This window comes from Phreatobacter sp. AB_2022a (assembly GCF_026847585.1).
Lineage (GTDB): Bacteria > Pseudomonadota > Alphaproteobacteria > Rhizobiales > Phreatobacteraceae > Phreatobacter.
The window spans coordinates 24,979-41,279 of record NZ_JAPSET010000050.1; the positions used below are offsets into that span (position 1 = coordinate 24,979).

General features: G+C 68.4%; 20 protein-coding genes. 12 read left to right on the forward strand and 8 right to left on the reverse strand.

Translation table 11 applies throughout. The features are described from left to right. Window position 1 precedes the first annotated feature (1 nt). The 8 genes from ctaD (at window position 2) to OZ671_RS26570 (ending at window position 7,845) form a co-directional block, all read left to right on the forward strand. Window positions 2–1,624: a cytochrome c oxidase subunit I gene (ctaD, locus tag OZ671_RS26535; RefSeq protein ID WP_268863496.1), complete on the forward strand. Its 1,623-nt coding sequence runs from the start codon at window positions 2–4 to the stop codon at window positions 1,622–1,624. A gap of 165 nt (window positions 1,625–1,789) precedes the next feature. Then, on the forward strand, window positions 1,790–2,722 hold the full coding sequence (locus tag OZ671_RS26540; protein WP_442957131.1) for a heme o synthase: 933 nt from the start codon (window positions 1,790–1,792) through the stop codon (window positions 2,720–2,722). Window positions 2,723–2,737: 15 nt separating this feature from the next. Then, window positions 2,738–2,902: a hypothetical protein gene (locus OZ671_RS26545; RefSeq protein WP_038304593.1), complete on the forward strand. Its 165-nt coding sequence runs from the start codon at window positions 2,738–2,740 to the stop codon at window positions 2,900–2,902. Between the two features lie 9 nt (window positions 2,903–2,911). Beyond that, window positions 2,912–3,517, forward strand: coding sequence for a cytochrome c oxidase assembly protein (locus tag OZ671_RS26550; protein WP_268863498.1), 606 nt, complete (start codon window positions 2,912–2,914; stop codon window positions 3,515–3,517). A 58-nt stretch (window positions 3,518–3,575) separates the two neighbouring features. Continuing rightward, the gene (locus OZ671_RS26555) at window positions 3,576–4,460 is read left to right on the forward strand and encodes a cytochrome c oxidase subunit 3 (protein WP_268863499.1); all 885 of its coding nucleotides are present in this window, start codon (window positions 3,576–3,578) and stop codon (window positions 4,458–4,460) included. 192 nt (window positions 4,461–4,652) lie between these two features. After that, the gene (locus OZ671_RS26560) at window positions 4,653–6,008 is read left to right on the forward strand and encodes a M16 family metallopeptidase (RefSeq protein WP_268863500.1); all 1,356 of its coding nucleotides are present in this window, start codon (window positions 4,653–4,655) and stop codon (window positions 6,006–6,008) included. 44 nt (window positions 6,009–6,052) lie between these two features. Beyond that, window positions 6,053–7,339, forward strand: coding sequence for a M16 family metallopeptidase (locus tag OZ671_RS26565; RefSeq protein WP_268863501.1), 1,287 nt, complete (start codon window positions 6,053–6,055; stop codon window positions 7,337–7,339). A gap of 65 nt (window positions 7,340–7,404) precedes the next feature. Then, window positions 7,405–7,845, forward strand: coding sequence for an EF-hand domain-containing protein (locus tag OZ671_RS26570; RefSeq protein WP_268863502.1), 441 nt, complete (start codon window positions 7,405–7,407; stop codon window positions 7,843–7,845). Window positions 7,846–7,876: 31 nt separating this feature from the next. Here the strand turns inward: OZ671_RS26570 and OZ671_RS26575 are convergent, their stop codons facing one another. The 5 genes from OZ671_RS26575 to OZ671_RS26595 form a co-directional block, all read right to left on the reverse strand. Continuing rightward, window positions 7,877–8,134: a hypothetical protein gene (locus OZ671_RS26575; RefSeq protein WP_268863503.1), complete on the reverse strand. Its 258-nt coding sequence runs from the start codon at window positions 8,132–8,134 to the stop codon at window positions 7,877–7,879. Further along, entirely contained in the window at window positions 8,131–8,358 is a 228-nt protein-coding gene (locus OZ671_RS26580; protein ID WP_268863504.1) for a hypothetical protein, read from the reverse strand. Before OZ671_RS26580 ends, OZ671_RS26575 begins: the two co-directional genes overlap by 4 nt. Before the next feature lie 12 nt (window positions 8,359–8,370). Beyond that, window positions 8,371–8,568: a hypothetical protein gene (locus tag OZ671_RS26585; protein ID WP_268863505.1), complete on the reverse strand. Its 198-nt coding sequence runs from the start codon at window positions 8,566–8,568 to the stop codon at window positions 8,371–8,373. Between the two features lie 106 nt (window positions 8,569–8,674). Next, window positions 8,675–9,433, reverse strand: a complete 759-nt coding sequence (locus tag OZ671_RS26590) for an SURF1 family protein (protein ID WP_268863506.1) — start codon at window positions 9,431–9,433, stop codon at window positions 8,675–8,677. Between the two features lie 10 nt (window positions 9,434–9,443). Continuing rightward, the gene (locus tag OZ671_RS26595; protein WP_268863507.1) at window positions 9,444–9,827 is read right to left on the reverse strand and encodes a DUF983 domain-containing protein; all 384 of its coding nucleotides are present in this window, start codon (window positions 9,825–9,827) and stop codon (window positions 9,444–9,446) included. A 309-nt stretch (window positions 9,828–10,136) separates the two neighbouring features. Here OZ671_RS26595 and OZ671_RS26600 point away from each other — a divergent pair, with 309 nt between their 5' ends. Together OZ671_RS26600 and OZ671_RS26605 are read left to right on the forward strand one after the other, a co-directional pair. Further along, window positions 10,137–10,520, forward strand: coding sequence for a response regulator (locus OZ671_RS26600; protein ID WP_038304568.1), 384 nt, complete (start codon window positions 10,137–10,139; stop codon window positions 10,518–10,520). A 98-nt stretch (window positions 10,521–10,618) separates the two neighbouring features. Further along, window positions 10,619–11,305, forward strand: a complete 687-nt coding sequence (locus tag OZ671_RS26605) for a protein phosphatase CheZ (protein WP_268863508.1) — start codon at window positions 10,619–10,621, stop codon at window positions 11,303–11,305. Between the two features lie 57 nt (window positions 11,306–11,362). Here the strand turns inward: OZ671_RS26605 and OZ671_RS26610 are convergent, their stop codons facing one another. Continuing rightward, window positions 11,363–12,238: a TIGR01459 family HAD-type hydrolase gene (locus OZ671_RS26610; RefSeq protein WP_268863509.1), complete on the reverse strand. Its 876-nt coding sequence runs from the start codon at window positions 12,236–12,238 to the stop codon at window positions 11,363–11,365. Window positions 12,239–12,406: 168 nt separating this feature from the next. Between OZ671_RS26610 and OZ671_RS26615 the strand changes: the two genes are divergently transcribed. After that, window positions 12,407–12,865, forward strand: coding sequence for a nuclear transport factor 2 family protein (locus tag OZ671_RS26615; RefSeq protein WP_268863510.1), 459 nt, complete (start codon window positions 12,407–12,409; stop codon window positions 12,863–12,865). Window positions 12,866–12,897: 32 nt separating this feature from the next. Here OZ671_RS26615 and OZ671_RS26620 read toward each other — a convergent pair whose 3' ends face one another. Together OZ671_RS26620 and purD are read right to left on the reverse strand one after the other, a co-directional pair. Continuing rightward, entirely contained in the window at window positions 12,898–13,800 is a 903-nt protein-coding gene (locus tag OZ671_RS26620) for an alpha/beta fold hydrolase (RefSeq protein WP_268863511.1), read from the reverse strand. 95 nt (window positions 13,801–13,895) lie between these two features. Then, window positions 13,896–15,197, reverse strand: a complete 1,302-nt coding sequence (gene purD, locus OZ671_RS26625) for a phosphoribosylamine--glycine ligase (RefSeq protein WP_268863512.1) — start codon at window positions 15,195–15,197, stop codon at window positions 13,896–13,898. A 115-nt stretch (window positions 15,198–15,312) separates the two neighbouring features. Between purD and xseA the strand changes: the two genes are divergently transcribed. Continuing rightward, a partial coding sequence (gene xseA / locus OZ671_RS26630; RefSeq protein ID WP_268863513.1) for an exodeoxyribonuclease VII large subunit occupies window positions 15,313–16,301 on the forward strand: 989 nt, incomplete at its 3' end.

A 16,301-nucleotide genomic window follows, 5' to 3' on the forward strand; every position in this document is an offset into this window, starting at 1 on the left:
AATGGCTCAGGCTCACGCGTCCGCCGATCATGCGCACGATCACGCGCATGACGATCATGCGCATCCGACCGGATGGCGCCGCTACGTCTATTCGACGAACCACAAGGACATCGGCACGATGTATCTCGGGTTCGCGATCATTGCGGGCCTGGTCGGCTTCGCCCTGTCGATCGGCATCCGGCTGGAACTGATGCATCCGGGCATGCAGATCTTCACCAATCCGCAGACCTTCAACGTCTTCACCACCGGCCACGGCCTGATCATGATCTTCTTCATGGTCATGCCGGCGATGATCGGCGGTTATGCCAACTGGTTCGTGCCGATCATGATCGGCGCGCCGGACATGGCCTTCCCGCGGATGAACAACATCTCGTTCTGGCTGCTGCCGCCCGCCTTCGGCCTGCTGATCATCTCGCTGTTCGTCGAGGGCGCCCCCGGCACGCACGGCTTCGGCGGCGGCTGGACCATCTATCCGCCGCTCTCGGTCTCCGGCCATCCCGGTCCGGCGATGGACTTTGCCATCCTGTCGCTGCACATCGCCGGCGCCTCGTCGATCCTCGGCGCGATCAACTTCATCACGACGATCTTCAACATGCGCGCCCCGGGCATGACGCTGCACAAGATGCCGCTGTTCGCCTGGGCGATCCTGGTCACGGCCTTCCTGCTGCTGCTGTCGCTGCCCGTGCTCGCCGGCGCCATCACCATGCTGCTGACCGACCGCAACTTCGGCACGACCTTCTTCGATCCGGCCGGCGGCGGTGACCCGATCCTGTTCCAGCACCTGTTCTGGTTCTTCGGCCACCCCGAGGTCTACATCCTGATCCTGCCGGCCTTCGGCATCATCAGCCACATCGTCTCGACCTTCTCCCGCAAGCCGGTCTTCGGCTATCTCGGCATGGCCTACGCCATGGTCGCCATCGGCGTCGTCGGCTTCGTCGTGTGGGCCCACCACATGTACACGGCGGGCCTGTCGACCTCGACCCAGGCCTATTTCGTCGCCGCCACCATGGTGATCGCGGTGCCGACGGGCGTGAAGATCTTCTCCTGGATCGCCACCATGTGGGGCGGTTCGATCCGCGTCACCACGCCGATGCTGTGGGCGGTGGGCTTCATCTTCCTGTTCACGGTCGGCGGTGTCACCGGCGTGGTTCTTGCCAATGCCGGCATCGACCGTGCTCTGCACGACACCTATTACGTCGTCGCGCATTTCCACTACGTGCTGTCGCTCGGCGCCGTGTTCGCGATCTTCGCGGCCTGGTACTACTGGTTCCCCAAGATGAGCGGCTACATGTATTCCGAGTTCCTCGGCAAGCTGCACTTCTGGGTCACCTTCATCGGCGTCAACCTGGTGTTCTTCCCGCAGCACTTCCTGGGCCTGCAGGGCATGCCGCGCCGCTACGTCGACTATCCCGACGCCTTCGCGACCTGGAACTTCGTTTCGTCGATCGGCTCCTACATTGCCGCCGTTGGCGTCGCGATCTTCCTCGTCGGCATCGCGCTCGCCTTCATCCGCAAGGAGAAGGCTGGTGAGAATCCGTGGGGTGAGGGCGCGACCACGCTGGAATGGACCCTGTCCTCGCCGCCGCCGTTCCACCAGTTCGAGGAACTGCCGCGCATCCGCTGATGCCGGAGGCCGGTTCGCCGGCCCGACCACGAGACCGGCGGGTCCGAGGCCGCAGAGCGCCCCGGACCCGTCATCCACCCGGGCACCTGAGAGGTGGCCGACATGACCTTGAAAGCACCCCGGTTGCCGTCCGGCTTCCGGCCCGAGACGAGTGAAGAGCACGCTTTGGCTTTCGTCGACGAAACCAACGGAGCCGGCCGCGCGGCCTTGGTCAGCCAGGCGACGCCGGGAGACTTCATCGCGCTCCTGAAGCCGCGGGTGATGTCGCTCGTCGTGTTCACGGCGCTGGTCGGCATCGTGGTGGCGCCGGGCACGCTGCATCCGGTCCTGGCCGCGGCGAGCCTCCTGTGCATCGCGGTCGGCGCCGGCGCCTCCGGTGCGCTCAACATGTGGTACGATGCCGACATCGACGCCCTGATGTCGCGCACCGCCCAGCGTCCGATTCCCGCCGGCCGTGTCTCACCGGGCGAGGCGCTCGCCTTCGGCCTGATCCTCTCGGCCTTTTCGGTCGTCGTACTCGGCCTCGTCGCCAACTGGCTGGCCGCCGGCCTGCTTGCCTTCACCATCTTCTTCTATGCCGTCATCTATACGATGTGGCTGAAGCGCTCGACGCCGCAGAACATCGTGATCGGTGGTGCCGCCGGCGCGTTTCCGCCGATGATCGGCTGGGCTGCCGTGACCGGCACGGTGTCGCTCGAAGCGGCCGTCCTGTTCCTCATCATCTTCTTCTGGACGCCGCCCCATTTCTGGGCGCTGGCCCTGCTGAAGTCGGACGACTATGCCCGCGCCGGCGTGCCGATGCTGCCGGTGGTGGCGGGCGAGGCCGAGACGCGCAAGCAGATCCTGCTCTACAGCGTCATTCTCGCCCCGCTCGGCGTCCTGCCCTGGTTCATGGGCTTCGCCGGCATCGGCTACGGCGTTGCGGCCGCCATCGGCGGGATCGGCATGCTCTGGCTGTCGATCGAGGTCTACCGGCTGCGCGAAGGCGCTCCGGCGCGCAAGGCGGCCGGCCGGCTGTTCGGCTTTTCGCTCGTCTATCTCTTCGCGCTCTTTGCCGTCCTGCTCGTCGAGCAGGGCCTGATCGCCCGGTTTCTGTGAACGATGGGGCGTGTCATGGCAGGCCAGGAGCCGGAGAAGGGGATCGTCCTCACCGAGGAGGAGAAGAAGCGCCGCAGGCAGCGCAACGTCGCGCTGGCGCTGGTGCTCGCCGGTCTCTGCGTGCTGTTCTGGGCGGTCACCCTGGTGAAGGGCCCGGCCATGTTCAACCGTCCACTGTAGGGTCGCGCCATGCCCGGTCCGAAGGCTGACGACATTGCGAGGCGGAACTGGCTGCGCGACCTGAAGGTCGGCGGCGCGGCGCTCGGCTTCGGCCTCCTCATGTTCGGCGCCGCCTACGCCATGGTGCCGCTCTACGACATGTTCTGCAGGCTGACCGGCTTCGGCGGCACCACCATGGTGGCCGAGCGGCCGGCCGACCGGGTCGTCGACCAGGTCATCGACGTCCGGTTCGACGCCAATGTCGCGCCCGGCCTGTCCTGGCGCTTCCAGGCTGATACGCCGCGCCAGACAGTCAGGGCCGGCGAGACCCATACCATGGTCTACAAGGTCACCAACCATTCCGACCAGCCGGCCACCGGCATGGCGAGCTACAATGTCGCGCCGCTCGGCACGGGACGGTTCTTCAACAAGCTGCAGTGCTTCTGCTTCACCGAGCAGACGCTGGGGCCGCACGAGACGCGTGAATTCAGCGTCGTCTATTTCGTCGATCCGGCCATTGCCGACGATCCGGAAGGACGCACGGTCAACACGATCACGCTGAGCTATACCTTCTTCCGGCAGACGCCGGCGGCGCGGCCGGTGGCCGGCGCCCCGGCGAACGTCCGGGCGAACTGAACACGGAACGAAATCAGCCGGCGCGAGCCGCTGCGAAGGGAAACCGGAGAGACCAGAAATGGCCGAGGCCCATACCAAGCATCACGACTACCACCTCGTGCCACCGAGCCCCTGGCCGTTCCTCGGCTCGCTGTCGGCCTTCTTCATGGCGGTCGGCGCCGTCATGTGGATGAAGGCATTGCCGCTGGCCGGGCTGAAGCTTGGCCCGGTGGTGTTCTTCGCCGGTCTGATCGGCGTGCTCTACACCATGTTCGGCTGGTGGTCGGACGTGGTGAAGGAAGGCCAGCAGGGCGACCATACCCGGGTCGTCTCGCTGCACCTGCGCTACGGCATGATCATGTTCATCGCCTCCGAGGTGATGTTCTTCGTCGCCTGGTTCTGGGCCTATTTCGACGCCGCGCTGTTCCCGGGCGAGGTGCATCAGTTCCAGCGCACCGAGCTGACCGGCGGCCACTGGCCGCCGAAGGGCATCGAGACCTTCAACCCGCTGCATCTGCCGCTGCTCGGCACCATGGTGCTGCTGCTCTCCGGCACCACGGTGACCGCCGCCCACCACTACATCGTCACCGGCGAGCGCCAGGCCGCCAAGATGTATCTGTGGTTCACGGTCGCCCTCGGCGCCCTGTTCACGACGCTGCAGGCCTATGAATATTCCCACGCCCATTTCGGCTTCTCGGGCAATATCTATGGCGCCACCTTCTTCATGGCGACCGGCTTCCATGGCTTCCACGTCATCATCGGCACCATCTTCCTGCTGATCTGCGCGCTGCGCCTCTACAAGGACACGCACCTGACGCCAGCCAAGCATTTCGGCTTCGAGGCGGCGGCCTGGTACTGGCACTTCGTGGACGTGGTCTGGCTGTTCCTGTTCGCCTGCATCTATGTCTGGGGCTACAACTGGGCGGGCGCCGCGGTCGGCGCGGCCACCGGCGGCGGACACTGAGCCGCCGGAGGTCTCCTGATCCTGCCGCGGGCATGCGGTCTTTCCAGCAAGGGGCGGCTTTGGCCGCCCCTTTTTCGTGGGCGCCCCGCGGGTGGCCGGCCGGCACGATCATGTTTGCGCCAACATGCCGCGCGGACCGCAAAAATGCGGTATTGATGACAGATTGACCTTTTCTCCTGCGTGGTGCCCTCCATGCCGATCACCCGACGCTCGCTTGCCACGACCCTTGCCGCGACGGCCGCGCCGGCGCTGGCATCCAACGCCGGCGGCACGGTGCCGGTCGAGCGGGTGGTACGCAGCGTGCTGCCGAACGGGCTCGAGGTGATCGCCATTCCCGACCACCGGGTTCCCGTCGTCACCCACATGCTCTGGTATCGCGTCGGCTCGGCCGACGAGGAGGCGGGCAAATCCGGCATTGCCCATTTCCTCGAACATCTGATGTTCAAGGGCACGGCGCGCGCCCCTGGCAACACTTTCTCCACCGCCGTCACCTCGGTCGGCGGCAACGAGAACGCCTTCACCTCCTACGACTATACCGGCTATTTCCAGCGGGTCGCGCGCGAGCACCTGGCGACCATGATGGAGTTCGAGGCCGACAGGATGACCGGCCTCGTCCTGACCGATGCGGTGGTCGATCCCGAGCGCGACGTGGTGCTGGAGGAGCGCAAGAGCCGCACCGACAACGATCCCGGCGCCCGGCTGTCGGAGGCCTTCTCGCACCGGCTCTGGCGCGATCATCCCTACGGCATTCCCGTGATCGGCTGGGAGCGCGAGATCCGCCTGCTCAACCGGGACGACGCGCTGGCCTTCTACCGGCGCCACTACGCGCCCAACAATGCCGTCCTGGTGATTGCCGGCGACGTCACGCCCGACGACGTGGTGCGTCTCGCCGAGACGACCTACGGCACGATCGCGGCCAATCCTGCCATCCGTCCGCGCCGCCGGCCGCCATCGCCCGTGCATACGGAACGCGAACGGGTGCGGCTCGCCGATCCCCGCGTCGCCCAGCCGAGCATGAGCCACGCGGTGATCGTTCCGTCCTACGCGACGGCGGCGCCCGGTGAGGCCGAGGCGCAGGAAATCCTCGGCCAGATCGCTGGCAGCAGTCCCAACGGCCGCATCTTCAAGGCGCTCGTCACCGAACAGGGGCTCGCGGCCGGCGCCGGCGGCTTCTATGCGGGATCGTCGCTCGGCGACGGCCGGTTCGGCGTCTTCGCCTCGCCGCGGCCGGGCGTGACGCTGGAGCGCCTGGAGACGGCCATAGCGGATGTGCTCGGCCGGCTCGTGCAGGACGGCATCACCGAGGAAGAGCTGGCCCGGGCCAAGACCCGCCTGATCGCCGATTCCATCTTCTCACAGGACAGCCAGGCCTCGATGGCGCGCATGTACGGCTCCGCGCTGGTCTGCGGCGCAACGGTCGCCGACCTGCAGGACTGGACCAACCGGGTGCGCAAGATCACGGTGGCCGATGTCGCCAGGGCCGCCGCGCGCGCCTTCGCCCTCGACCGCGCGGTTACGGCCGAACTCGTGCGCGGGGACCACGGATGACCCCGGTTTCGCCTCGTCGTCGCTTCGTGTCAGGGGCCCTCGCCATGACGTCAGCCCTTCTGTCCAATGCCGCAGCGGCCGAGACCGCGAGCCGTGTCGAGCGGGTCAGGTCTCCCGGCGGGATCGAGGCCTGGCTGGTGCGGCAGACGCATCTGCCGATCATCGCCCTCGATTTTGCGATGAGCGGCGGCGCCGCGCAGGATCCGCCGGACCTGCCGGGCACCGCCAACATGCTGGCCGCCATGCTGGACGAGGGCGCGGGCGAACTGGACAGCGAGGCGTTCAGCAAGCGTCTCGAGGATCGCGCCATCGAAATGACCTTCGCGGCGGCGCGCGACACGCTGTCGGGATCGCTCCGGGTGCTCAGCGAGCACCGGGCGGAGGCCTTTGCGCTGCTCAAGCTGGCGCTCGCCCGGCCGCGTTTCGACGACCGGCCGCTGGAGCGCATCCGCCAGTCGGTGCTCGCCAACATCCGGCGCGCGTCGACCAATCCCAATGCGATCGCCAACGAGACCTTCTGGGCGACGGCCTTCCCCGGCCATCCCTATGGCCGGCGCATCATCGGCTCGGCCGAGAGCGTGCAGAAGATCACGCGCGGCGACCTCCTGGCCCTGCACCGGCGCATGGTCTCGCGCGCGCATCTGAAGATCGCCGTTGTCGGCGATATCACGGCGGAAGCCCTGGCGGGCGTGCTCGACGCGGTCTTCGCCGACCTGCCTGCCGAGGCCGGCCTGACACCCGTGCCGCAGGCGGCCCTGGCCGGAGCCGGCGAGCGCAGGCTCGTGGCGCTGGACGTGCCGCAGACGGTCATGTCCTTCGGACTCGCCGGGCTGAAGCGCAACGATCCGGACTTCATTCCGGCCTTCGTGATGAACCATATCCTCGGCGGCGGCACGCTGTCGTCGCGGCTCTATACCGAGGTCAGGGAAAAGCGCGGCCTCGCCTATTCGGTCACGTCGGGTCTTGCCGCCTTCGAGGCGGCGGGCCTGCTCACCGGCGGCACCTCCACCCGCAACGACCGGGCGGCCGAAAGCCTTGCAGTGATCGAACAGGAACTGGCGCGCATGGGCCGCGACGGGCCGAGCGACGCCGAGCTCGATCAGGCCAAGCGCTATCTCATCGGCTCCTGGGCGCTGCGCTTCGAAACCTCGAATGCCATCGCCGGCAATCTCATCCGCATCCAGCTCGACGGTTTCGGCCCCGATTACCTCGAGCGCCGCAACGGCCTGATCGCCGCCGTGACGCTGGACGACCAGCGGCGGGTCGCCAGGCGCCTGCTGGGTGATCCGAAGCTGCTGGTCGTGGCCGTCGGCCAGCCCGCCGGGTTCTGACCGGCTCTGGCACGCTTCCTGCGAAGCCCTTCGCACCATCACCGATGCACGCGAAGGGAGCGGACATGTACGCAGCGGCACTCGGCCTGCTGACCGGGGCGGCGAACGCCCTGAACAGCCAGGCCAATGGCTCCGGAAACACGCGCCGGACCGGCAATTCCAACGATTTCGAGCAGGTCTTCAACCGGCTCGACGCCAATCAGGACGGCCTCATCTCGCAGGCGGAGTTCCTCGCCGCCGGGCAAAATATGCCGACCGGCCAGGCAGAAGCGACCGAGACGGCCAATGGCGCGGACCGCAACGCCTGGTCGGCGTCGCGCCGCAACCTGTTCAAGGCCATGGACACCGACGGCGACGGCTCCATTTCGAAAGAAGAGGCGGCCGCCTTCAACGCCCAAAAGACTGCCGCCCGCGCGGCGCTGCTGTCGGTCCAGGAGCAGTTCGGCAGCGGCCAGCCGGCCGCCGGCGGCCAGCATGGCCAGCGTTCGGGTCAGCGCCGCGTCTGATCGGAGCTTGCCGAACGGAGCGAGGGGCCGGTCAGCCGGCTTCCCTCAGCGCGCCATGGCTCAGCACCATGCGGATATCCGTCGCGGTCCAGCGGGCGTGGCCATAGCACGGAATGCCGCGGGCATTGAGCAGGTTCGCGATCATACCGTGGTGGCGCGTGCCGCGCGCCAGATGATCACGGATCAGCGGCAGGGTCGCCTCGGCGAAGCCCTGAAACACCGCGTGCCAGACCTGCTCGTCGAGGCTGGGCCGGCGCGGCGCATGCAGCGCGAGAAGCGGCAGGGTCATGACACGCTCCGCATGAACGAGGGTTCGACCGGCTCGCTGCTCAGCGTCACGATATTGTCGTGGCCGCCCTCCACGAGGGCGAAGCGGATCGCCGCCTTGCGGGTGCGGAAGACGCCCTCGGCGCTGCCGTCGAGGTCGCGGGCGGCCCACAATCCGTGCGCACAGGGGCCGACGATGAAGAGGTGCGGCGCGCGAGCGCCGGAATGGCGTGAGGACTGGGCCATCGCGGTTCGTCCTCAGCGCGGCACGAAGACGTAGGCGCGCAGCGCCAGTGCCGCGATCAGCGGCAGCGCGAGGCAGCCGGCAACGGCGAGATGGAGTGCCAAGCGGCGCGCCAGAGCGCGCAGCGCCGCCGAGCGCGGCGGGTCGGCGAGGCTGCTGCGGGCGGCGATAAAGGGACGGGCCGGGCGGGGCTCGTGAACGATCGATGCCATGACGACCTCCTTGGGTCGCCCTGGATGTGGCGCCTCGGGCCGTCAAACCGCCATTCGGATTTGCCGGAGCGCGCATAAGCGGCGTGCAAAGACGCCGTCGGGCTGCCTACCGGCGCCGCCCCTGCAGCGCGAAGGCGATGAACACGCCGACCAGGGTCAGCGCGAGCCCGTACCAGGTCAGCGCATATTCGAGGTGGCGGTTCGGAAAGACGAGGCGCGTCTGGCCGCCCTGCGGCAGGCCGCCGGGCACATCGGCACTGTCGGCATCGATGAGGAACGGTGCGGTCTGGCGCCTGTCGAGGCCGAGCGCGGCCGCCATCGCGCCGATGTCGCGGGTATAGAACAGCCGGCGCGCCGCATCGTCGGGCGCCGCGAACAGCCCGCGGGCCTCCGGATAGCGCAGGAGGCCGGTGACGGTCACCACGCCCGGCAGCTGGCCTTGCGTCCGGCTCGCCGGATCGCGCCGGTCGGTCGGCACGAAGCCGCGATTGACCAGCACGATCCGCCCGTCGGCCATGACGAGCGGCGTGATCACCAGATAGCCCTGGCCCTGGGCGTGCCCGGCCTCGCCCGCCCTGCGGCTGTCGCCCGCGACGAAATAGAGATAGGCCTCGGCATCGTGGCGGAAGCTGCCGGTCGCGCTGACCCGGCGATATTCGTCGCTCTCCGCGGTCATGGCGGGCCAGGAGGCGGGCGGCGGCAGCGGCGCGGGCGCGGCGTGGCTGCGCGCCGCGACCTGCGCGATCAGCTCGTTCTTCCAGGCCAGCCGCGACAGCTGCCAGGTGCCCAGCCCGACGAGCACGGTGAGGGCGACGAGGGCTGCGATGCCGGGCAGCAGCAGCGAATGGCGGCGGGTATCGGTCATGCGGCCGGGCTTAGCGTTCCGGCCCGCCGCCGTCGATCCGGCCCTCGCGTGCCTTGTTGGCATATTGCAGGGCGATCATCAGGCCCTTCATCGGCCGGAGCAGGCCAAGCGTCACGATCAGGATCAGCGGCCCCCAGAGGAGGGCGTGCAGCCAGAAGGGCGGCTGGTAGCGGAACTCGACGAACAGCGCGAGGCCGCAGATCAGGAAGCCGGCAATCAGGATGACGAATACCGCCGGCCCGTCGCCCGCATCGGCGAAGGAATAGTCGAGGCCGCAGGCGCTGCAGCGGGCCTTGGGCGTCAGAAAGCCTTCGAACAGCGCGCCCTCGCCGCAGCGCGGACAGCGGCCGCCGAGCCCGGTCGAGAAAGGCGACTGCTCCTGGTAGTAGGTCATGCGGGATCTCCTGTGGCGCGCATCCTACAGGGCCGGCCGTTGCCATGCGAGCCCGGTGCAGGAAGGGCAGGCCGGCGGGACCTGCGCCGCGCCGCTCCCGAGCCTGGCCAACCAATCCGTAAGGTTAAGAAAAACCGGCGATAATCCCGCCCGAACCGCGCCTTTTTTCGCAGGGCCTGCTACCTTGCCGTTAACTGCTTCTTCAACGCTCATCTCTAGGTTTTGGCCCACGAAGCCCAGGAATGATCGGGCTTTGCGTGAATTCTCGACGGGCCTTGCCGGCAACGTCGTGGCGTTGGAGCAGGTTCGATGGCCGTTGATCTCTCGATGCCGATCCTCGTGGTCGACGACTACAACACGATGATCCGCATCATCCGCAATCTTCTCAAGCAGCTCGGCTTCGAAGACATCGACGATGCTTCGGACGGCTCGGCCGCGCTGGCGAAGATGAAGGAGAAGAAATACGGGCTCGTCATCTCCGACTGGAACATGGAGCCGATGACCGGCTACGAGCTGCTGAAGGAGGTGCGCGCCGACGGCCACCTGTCCCGCACGCCCTTCATCATGGTCACCGCCGAATCCAAGACCGAAAACGTCATCGCGGCCAAGAAGGCCGGCGTGAACAACTACATCGTCAAGCCGTTCAACGCGCAGACCTTGAAGGCCAAGATCGACGCCGTGTTCGCCGACTGACGGCCTGCGCATCCCGCAATGCCGATCCCCGTCCGGGGCGGGCCGCGGCCCGTTCCGCCGGGACCAGAAGTCGCCGGCCCCAAGGAATGGGTAGAGCCATGAAGCGCGTGTCAACCGATCACCTGGATCGGATCGTCGAATTCGTCCGCGCGCGGCGCGAGGACGACGTGTCGCTCGGCGACGTCGTGGCTCTCGCCGAGCTGACCGTCGAATCGCTCTCCAGCTTCTTCCGCTCGCTCGACATGGCCGTCTATCGCGAGCTCTCGGAGATCGCGACGTTCATCACCAACATGAAGGCGGAGATCGGTCGGCTGCAGCCGAACGATCTCAAGCAGAGCCGCATTCCCGCCGCCGGCATGGAGCTCGATGCCATCGTCAAGGCCACCGAAAAGGCGACCGATACGATCATGGGCGCGGCCGAGGAGGTGATGGCGGCCGATCCCGCGCAGCCCGGCTACAAGGCGCTCGTCGACGAGCGCATGATGCTGATCTTCGAAGCCTGCTCGTTCCAGGACATTACCGGCCAGCGCGTCGCCAAGGTGATCGAGACGCTGCAGCACATCGAGGCGCGCGTCTCGCGTTTCGCCGAGGCGATCAACGCCGCCGATGCCGAGGGCTACATGACCGACGAGGAGCGCCGGCGCGAGGAGCGCAAGGTGCGCAACATCCTGCACGGGCCGCAGCTTGACGGCGCGGGGGCGGACCAGAGCCAGGTCGATGCCCTGTTCTCCAAGCCGGAAGGCGAGGGCGGCAGCCAGGCCGCCATCGACGCCCTGTTCAAATAGCGCGGCGCGGGCAAGACCGGCCGGATCCGGCCGGCGCAATGCACCACCGGAGGGAACTCACCAGGTGAGCTTAGGCATCACATAGCGCGGGTGCATGCCGGTCTCGCGCATCAGCGCCGCCAGTCCCTCGGGCCGCAGGCCGTCGGGGCCGAGCAGGTCCTCGGCATGGATGCCCTCGGCGAGGAACAGGCAGTCGAGGCCCATGCGCGCGGCGCCGGCGACGTCGGTGCGCATCGCATCGCCGATCGCCAGCGTCCGGCTGCGGTCGACGGGCTTGCCGAGAATGCGCTCGGCAAACCCGAAACAGGCCTCGTAGGCGGGCTCGAACGGTTTGCCGGCATAGAGCACCTCGCCGCCCATCGCCTGGTAGCGGTCGGCGATCGCGCCGGCGCAATAGATCAGGCTGTCGCCGACCTCGACCACCTTGTCCGGATTGCCGCACAGGAAGAACAGGTCGCGGGCCCGCATCGCGGCAAGCTGGCCGGCATAGTCGTCGGGCGTCTGCGTGCGGTCGTCGACGAGCCCGGTGCACACGACATAGGCGGCCTCGTCGATGCCGACGAGCCGCGTGCCGATATCCTCGAAGATGACCAGGTCGCGCTGCGGCCCGACATGGTGCACCGGCTCGCCCGGCCGCTTGCGGATATAGTCCCGGGACACGTCGCCCGACGTGACGACCGCGTCATAGGCGGCGCGCGGCACGCCCAGGCGGTCGAGCTGGCCGATCACCACCGGGCTCTGGCGCGGCGCGTTCGACACCAGCACGACCGGCACGCCACGCTTGCGGATCTCGACGAGGGCGGCAGCCGCGGCCGGATGGGCCTTCATGCCGTTGTGCAGGACGCCCCAGACGTCGGACAGGACGACGTCATACTGGTCGGCGATGGCGGCGAGCCCGTCGATGACGGGAGGCAGGGCGATGGTGCTGGTCATGATCGTGTGGGAATCGATCCTCTTGGCGCGGGCCGGCCCTGGCGGTCCGGAGCCGAATGGGGCACCGGTTAGGGGTCAAGGTCGGAGAGGTCAAGTGATCCGGTGAAGCCGGACTTGCCGGCCGGCCGGATCTGAACCACCTTCGATCGCGCAACAGGGGAGGGGACCATGCCGGCCGCGCCGCGGGAGATTGCCGAGGCCTTCTACGAAGCTTTCGCGGCGCGCGACGCCAAGACCATGGGGGCACTCTATGCGGACGATGCCCGTTTCGAGGACCCGGTCTTCGGCCAGCTCGATGCGCGGCAAGCCCGTTTCATGTGGCGCCTGCTGGCCGGCCGGGCGACCGATCTGGCCGTCTCCTACACGATCGAGGCGGCCGACGAGACGACCGCGCGCGTCGCCTGGACGGCAGGCTATACGTTCAGCCAGACCGGCCGGGCGGTGGTCAACAACGTCTCGGCCCGCCTCGTCTGCCGCGACGGGCTGATCATCGATCACAAGGATACGTTCAGCTTCTGGCGCTGGTCGCGCCAGGCGCTCGGCCTGCCCGGCCTGCTGCTCGGCTGGACGCCCTTCCTGAAAGCCAAGGTGAGCGCCCGGGCGCGCGGCTCCATCGGGCTGGGCTGATCCGCGCGCGGTCGGGCATCATCCGCCGCGGCTCAGCCTCCCCTCAGGAACGGCAGCAGCGCGGCGAGCATGCCCTGCGGGTTCTCCTCGGGCACGAAATGGCCGGCATCGACCGCTTCGCCGGTGGCCTTCGGCGCGAACACGGCCCAGGCCTCGAGCGGGCCGGCGCCGGCGGAGGGAATGCCGGCCGAGCCCCAGACCGCGTGGACGGGGCAGCCGATCGTCCGTCCGGCCGCCTTGTCGGCTTCATCGGCCGCGAGGTCGGCTCCGGCGCCGGCGCGATAGTCCTCGCAGCAGGCATGGACGCGGTTCGGCTCGTTGAAGAAGTCGCGATAGTGCTGCAGAGCGCGCGGGTCGAAGGCGGCCAGCGTGCCGGCCTTGCTCCAGAGGCTCAGCTTCGCGTCGAGATAGCCGGTCGTGTTCTTCAGGACCTCGGCCTCCGGCACGCCCTCCGGCCCGGAGAGGAACAGCCAGTGCTCGGTCTTCGGCGTCACCTGGGCGCGGATGCGCTCCCACATGACGATGGTCGGCACGATGTCGACCACCGCCAGCCGCTCGACCCGGCCCGGGTGATCGAGCGCCATCCGGTAGCCGACGCGTGCGCCGCGGTCGTGGCCGACGACGGCGAAGCGCACATGGCCGAGGTTCTCCATCACCTCGATCAGGATCTTCGCCATGTCGCGCTTGGCATAGGGCGCGTGGTCCGGCCCGCCGGCGGGCGCCACCGACCAGCCGTAGCCGGGCAGGTCGGGCAGGACCAGCGTGAAGGAGCGGGCAAGATCAGGCGCGACCTTGTGCCATTCCACATGGGTCTGCGGAAAGCCGTGGATCAGCAGCAGCGGCGGGCCGCTGCCGCCCGACCGGGCGAAGATCCGGCCGATCGAGGTGTCGACCCAATGCGACTTGAAACCGGGGAAGAGGTCCGAGGTGGCCATGCGTGCTCCTGTCGGTATCGCCCACGGCAGACTAAGGCCTGCGGCAGGGAAGCAACAGGCCCCCGCCATCGACCCTGCGGCGCATGCGCTGCGGGTCAGGCTGGCTCGCCGCGTTCGCGCGCGACCGCCCGCCAGCCGATGTCGCGCCGGCAGAAGCCGCCGGGCCAGTCGATCCGGTCCACCGCCGCATAGGCCCTGGCCTGCGCTTCGGCGACGGTCGCGCCGAGCGCCGTGACATTGAGCACGCGCCCGCCATTGGCGACGAGTTCGCCGTCCTTCAGCGCCGTGCCCGCATGGAACAATTCGACCTGGTCGAGCGCCGCGAGGCCTTCGAGCCCGCGGATGACCGTGCCCTTCTGCGGCTTGTCGGGATAGCCCTTGGCCGCCATGACCACGGTCAGCGCCACGTCGTCGTGCCAGCGGGCGCTCATCGTCTTCAACTGGCCGTCGACCGTGCCGATCAGCAGGGTCAGCAGGTCATCCTTCAGCCGCGGCATCAGCACCTGCGCCTCCGGATCGCCGAAACGGCAATTGTATTCGATCAGCTTCGGGCCGTCGGACGTGATCATCAGGCCGGCATAGAGCACGCCTTTGAACGGGTGGCCCTTGGCCTTCATCGCCGCGACCGTCGGTCGGATGATGTCGGCCATGGTGCGCTCGATCATCTCGGGCGTCATCACCGGGGCCGGCGAATAGGCGCCCATGCCGCCGGTATTCGGACCGGTATCGCCGTCGCCGACCCGCTTGTGGTCCTGGGCGGTCGCCAGCGCCAGGGCCGTCTCGCCGTCCGACAGGGCGAAGAAGGAGGCCTCCTCGCCGCTCATGAAGGCTTCGATGACGACGCTCGCGCCATCTTCGCCCGACGCGATGGCGGGACCGTCGCCGGAAAACATCATGTCGACGGCGCCCAGCGCCTCATCGAGCGTCATGGCGACGACCACGCCCTTGCCGGCGGCGAGGCCGTCGGCCTTGATCACGATCGGGGCGCCCTGGGCGCGCACATAGGCCTTGGCCGGTTCGGCCGCGGCGAAGCGCTCGTAGGACGCGGTCGGAATGCCGAAGTCGCGGCAAAGATCCTTGGTGAAGCCCTTGGAGCCTTCGAGCTGCGCGGCGAAGCGGGTCGGCCCGAACGCCTTGATGCCGGCGGCGTCGAGATCGTCGACGAGGCCGGCGACGAGCGGCGCTTCCGGGCCGACGACGACCAGGACAATCGAAGCCTTGCGGCAGAAGTCGACCACGGCGGCATGGTCGGTCACATCGAGCGCCACGAGCTCGGCGACTGCCGCAATGCCGGGATTGCCCGGCGCGCAATAAAGCTTCGTCAGCAGCGGGCTGGCGCTCAGCGCCCAGGCAAGCGCATGTTCGCGGCCTCCGCCGCCGACCAGGAGCACGTTCATGTCAGGACCTCGATGACGCCGTCGCCATGGCGGGCAGATGTTGCGGCAAAGGTTGGAAACCTCGCATGCGGTGGCTTAGACAAGATGCGCGTCACCGGCAACGGATTCGGCAGGAATGACCGATATTGCAGTTTCGAATGCTCCCGAAATCACCGTTTCGGAACTCGCCACCGCCATCAAGCGAACGGTCGAGGATGCCTTCGGTTTCGTCCGTCTGCGCGGCGAGGTCTCGGGCTATCGCGGCCCGAGCCCGTCGGGCCATGTCTATTTCCGCCTGAAGGACCAGGGCGCGGTCATCGAGGCGGTCATCTGGAAGGGCACGTTCGGGCGCCTCAGGTTCAAGCCCCAGGAAGGCCTGGAAGTGGTCGCCACCGGCCGCGTCACCACCTTTCCGGGCTCGTCCAAATACCAGATCGTCATCGACAGCCTGGAACCGGCCGGCGTCGGCGCGCTCATGGCGCTGCTCGAGGAGCGGCGCAAGGCGCTGGCCGGCGAGGGCCTGTTCGATGCCGCGCGCAAGCGGCCCCTGCCCTATCTGCCCGAGGTCATCGGCGTCGTCACCTCGCCGACCGGCGCGGTCATCCGCGACATCCTGCACCGGCTGGAGGACCGGTTCCCGCGCAGCGTGCTCGTCTGGCCGGTGCGGGTGCAGGGCGAAGGCAGCGCCGCCGAGGTCGCCGCCGCCATTCGCGGCTTCAACGCCATCGGCGCGGACAGCGACCTGCCGCGCCCGGACGTGCTGATCGTCGCGCGCGGCGGCGGCAGCCTTGAGGACCTCTGGGGCTTCAACGAGGAGATCGTCGTCCGCGCCGCCGCCGAGAGCGCCATCCCGCTGATCTCGGCGGTCGGCCACGAGACCGACACGACCCTCATCGATTTCGCCGCCGACCGGCGGGCGCCGACGCCGACGGCGGCGGCTGAAATGGCCGTGCCGGTCCGGGCCGACCTGATCCTTGAAGTGGGCGATCTCGGCCGCCGGCACGGTGCCGGCATGGCCCGGCTGCTCGACGACCGGCGTATCGCGCTGCGGGCGGCGAGCCGCGCGCTCCCCGATGCCGAGCGGCTGCTGGAGGCGGCGCGCCAGCGCCTCGACACGGCCGCCGA

What these genes read in the sequence shown, in the direction of transcription:
- OZ671_RS26545 (WP_038304593.1), top strand. Translation starts at nt 2,738, where the DNA reads ATGGCAGGCCAGGAGCCGGAGAAGGGGATCGTCCTCACCGAGGAGGAG.
- OZ671_RS26560 (WP_268863500.1), top strand. Translation starts at nt 4,653, where the DNA reads ATGCCGATCACCCGACGCTCGCTTGCCACGACCCTTGCCGCGACGGCC.
- OZ671_RS26585 (WP_268863505.1), bottom strand. Translation starts at nt 8,568, where the DNA reads ATGGCATCGATCGTTCACGAGCCCCGCCCGGCCCGTCCCTTTATCGCC.
- purD (WP_268863512.1), bottom strand. Translation starts at nt 15,197, where the DNA reads ATGAACGTGCTCCTGGTCGGCGGCGGAGGCCGCGAACATGCGCTTGCC.
- OZ671_RS26575 (WP_268863503.1), bottom strand. Translation starts at nt 8,134, where the DNA reads ATGACCCTGCCGCTTCTCGCGCTGCATGCGCCGCGCCGGCCCAGCCTC.
- OZ671_RS26595 (WP_268863507.1), bottom strand. Translation starts at nt 9,827, where the DNA reads ATGACCTACTACCAGGAGCAGTCGCCTTTCTCGACCGGGCTCGGCGGC.
- OZ671_RS26590 (WP_268863506.1), bottom strand. Translation starts at nt 9,433, where the DNA reads ATGACCGATACCCGCCGCCATTCGCTGCTGCTGCCCGGCATCGCAGCC.
- OZ671_RS26605 (WP_268863508.1), top strand. Translation starts at nt 10,619, where the DNA reads ATGAAGCGCGTGTCAACCGATCACCTGGATCGGATCGTCGAATTCGTC.
- OZ671_RS26580 (WP_268863504.1), bottom strand. Translation starts at nt 8,358, where the DNA reads ATGGCCCAGTCCTCACGCCATTCCGGCGCTCGCGCGCCGCACCTCTTC.
- OZ671_RS26600 (WP_038304568.1), top strand. Translation starts at nt 10,137, where the DNA reads ATGGCCGTTGATCTCTCGATGCCGATCCTCGTGGTCGACGACTACAAC.
- ctaD (WP_268863496.1), top strand. Translation starts at nt 2, where the DNA reads ATGGCTCAGGCTCACGCGTCCGCCGATCATGCGCACGATCACGCGCAT.
- OZ671_RS26565 (WP_268863501.1), top strand. Translation starts at nt 6,053, where the DNA reads ATGACGTCAGCCCTTCTGTCCAATGCCGCAGCGGCCGAGACCGCGAGC.
- OZ671_RS26550 (WP_268863498.1), top strand. Translation starts at nt 2,912, where the DNA reads ATGCCCGGTCCGAAGGCTGACGACATTGCGAGGCGGAACTGGCTGCGC.
- OZ671_RS26615 (WP_268863510.1), top strand. Translation starts at nt 12,407, where the DNA reads ATGCCGGCCGCGCCGCGGGAGATTGCCGAGGCCTTCTACGAAGCTTTC.
- OZ671_RS26610 (WP_268863509.1), bottom strand. Translation starts at nt 12,238, where the DNA reads ATGACCAGCACCATCGCCCTGCCTCCCGTCATCGACGGGCTCGCCGCC.
- OZ671_RS26620 (WP_268863511.1), bottom strand. Translation starts at nt 13,800, where the DNA reads ATGGCCACCTCGGACCTCTTCCCCGGTTTCAAGTCGCATTGGGTCGAC.
- OZ671_RS26570 (WP_268863502.1), top strand. Translation starts at nt 7,405, where the DNA reads ATGTACGCAGCGGCACTCGGCCTGCTGACCGGGGCGGCGAACGCCCTG.
- OZ671_RS26555 (WP_268863499.1), top strand. Translation starts at nt 3,576, where the DNA reads ATGGCCGAGGCCCATACCAAGCATCACGACTACCACCTCGTGCCACCG.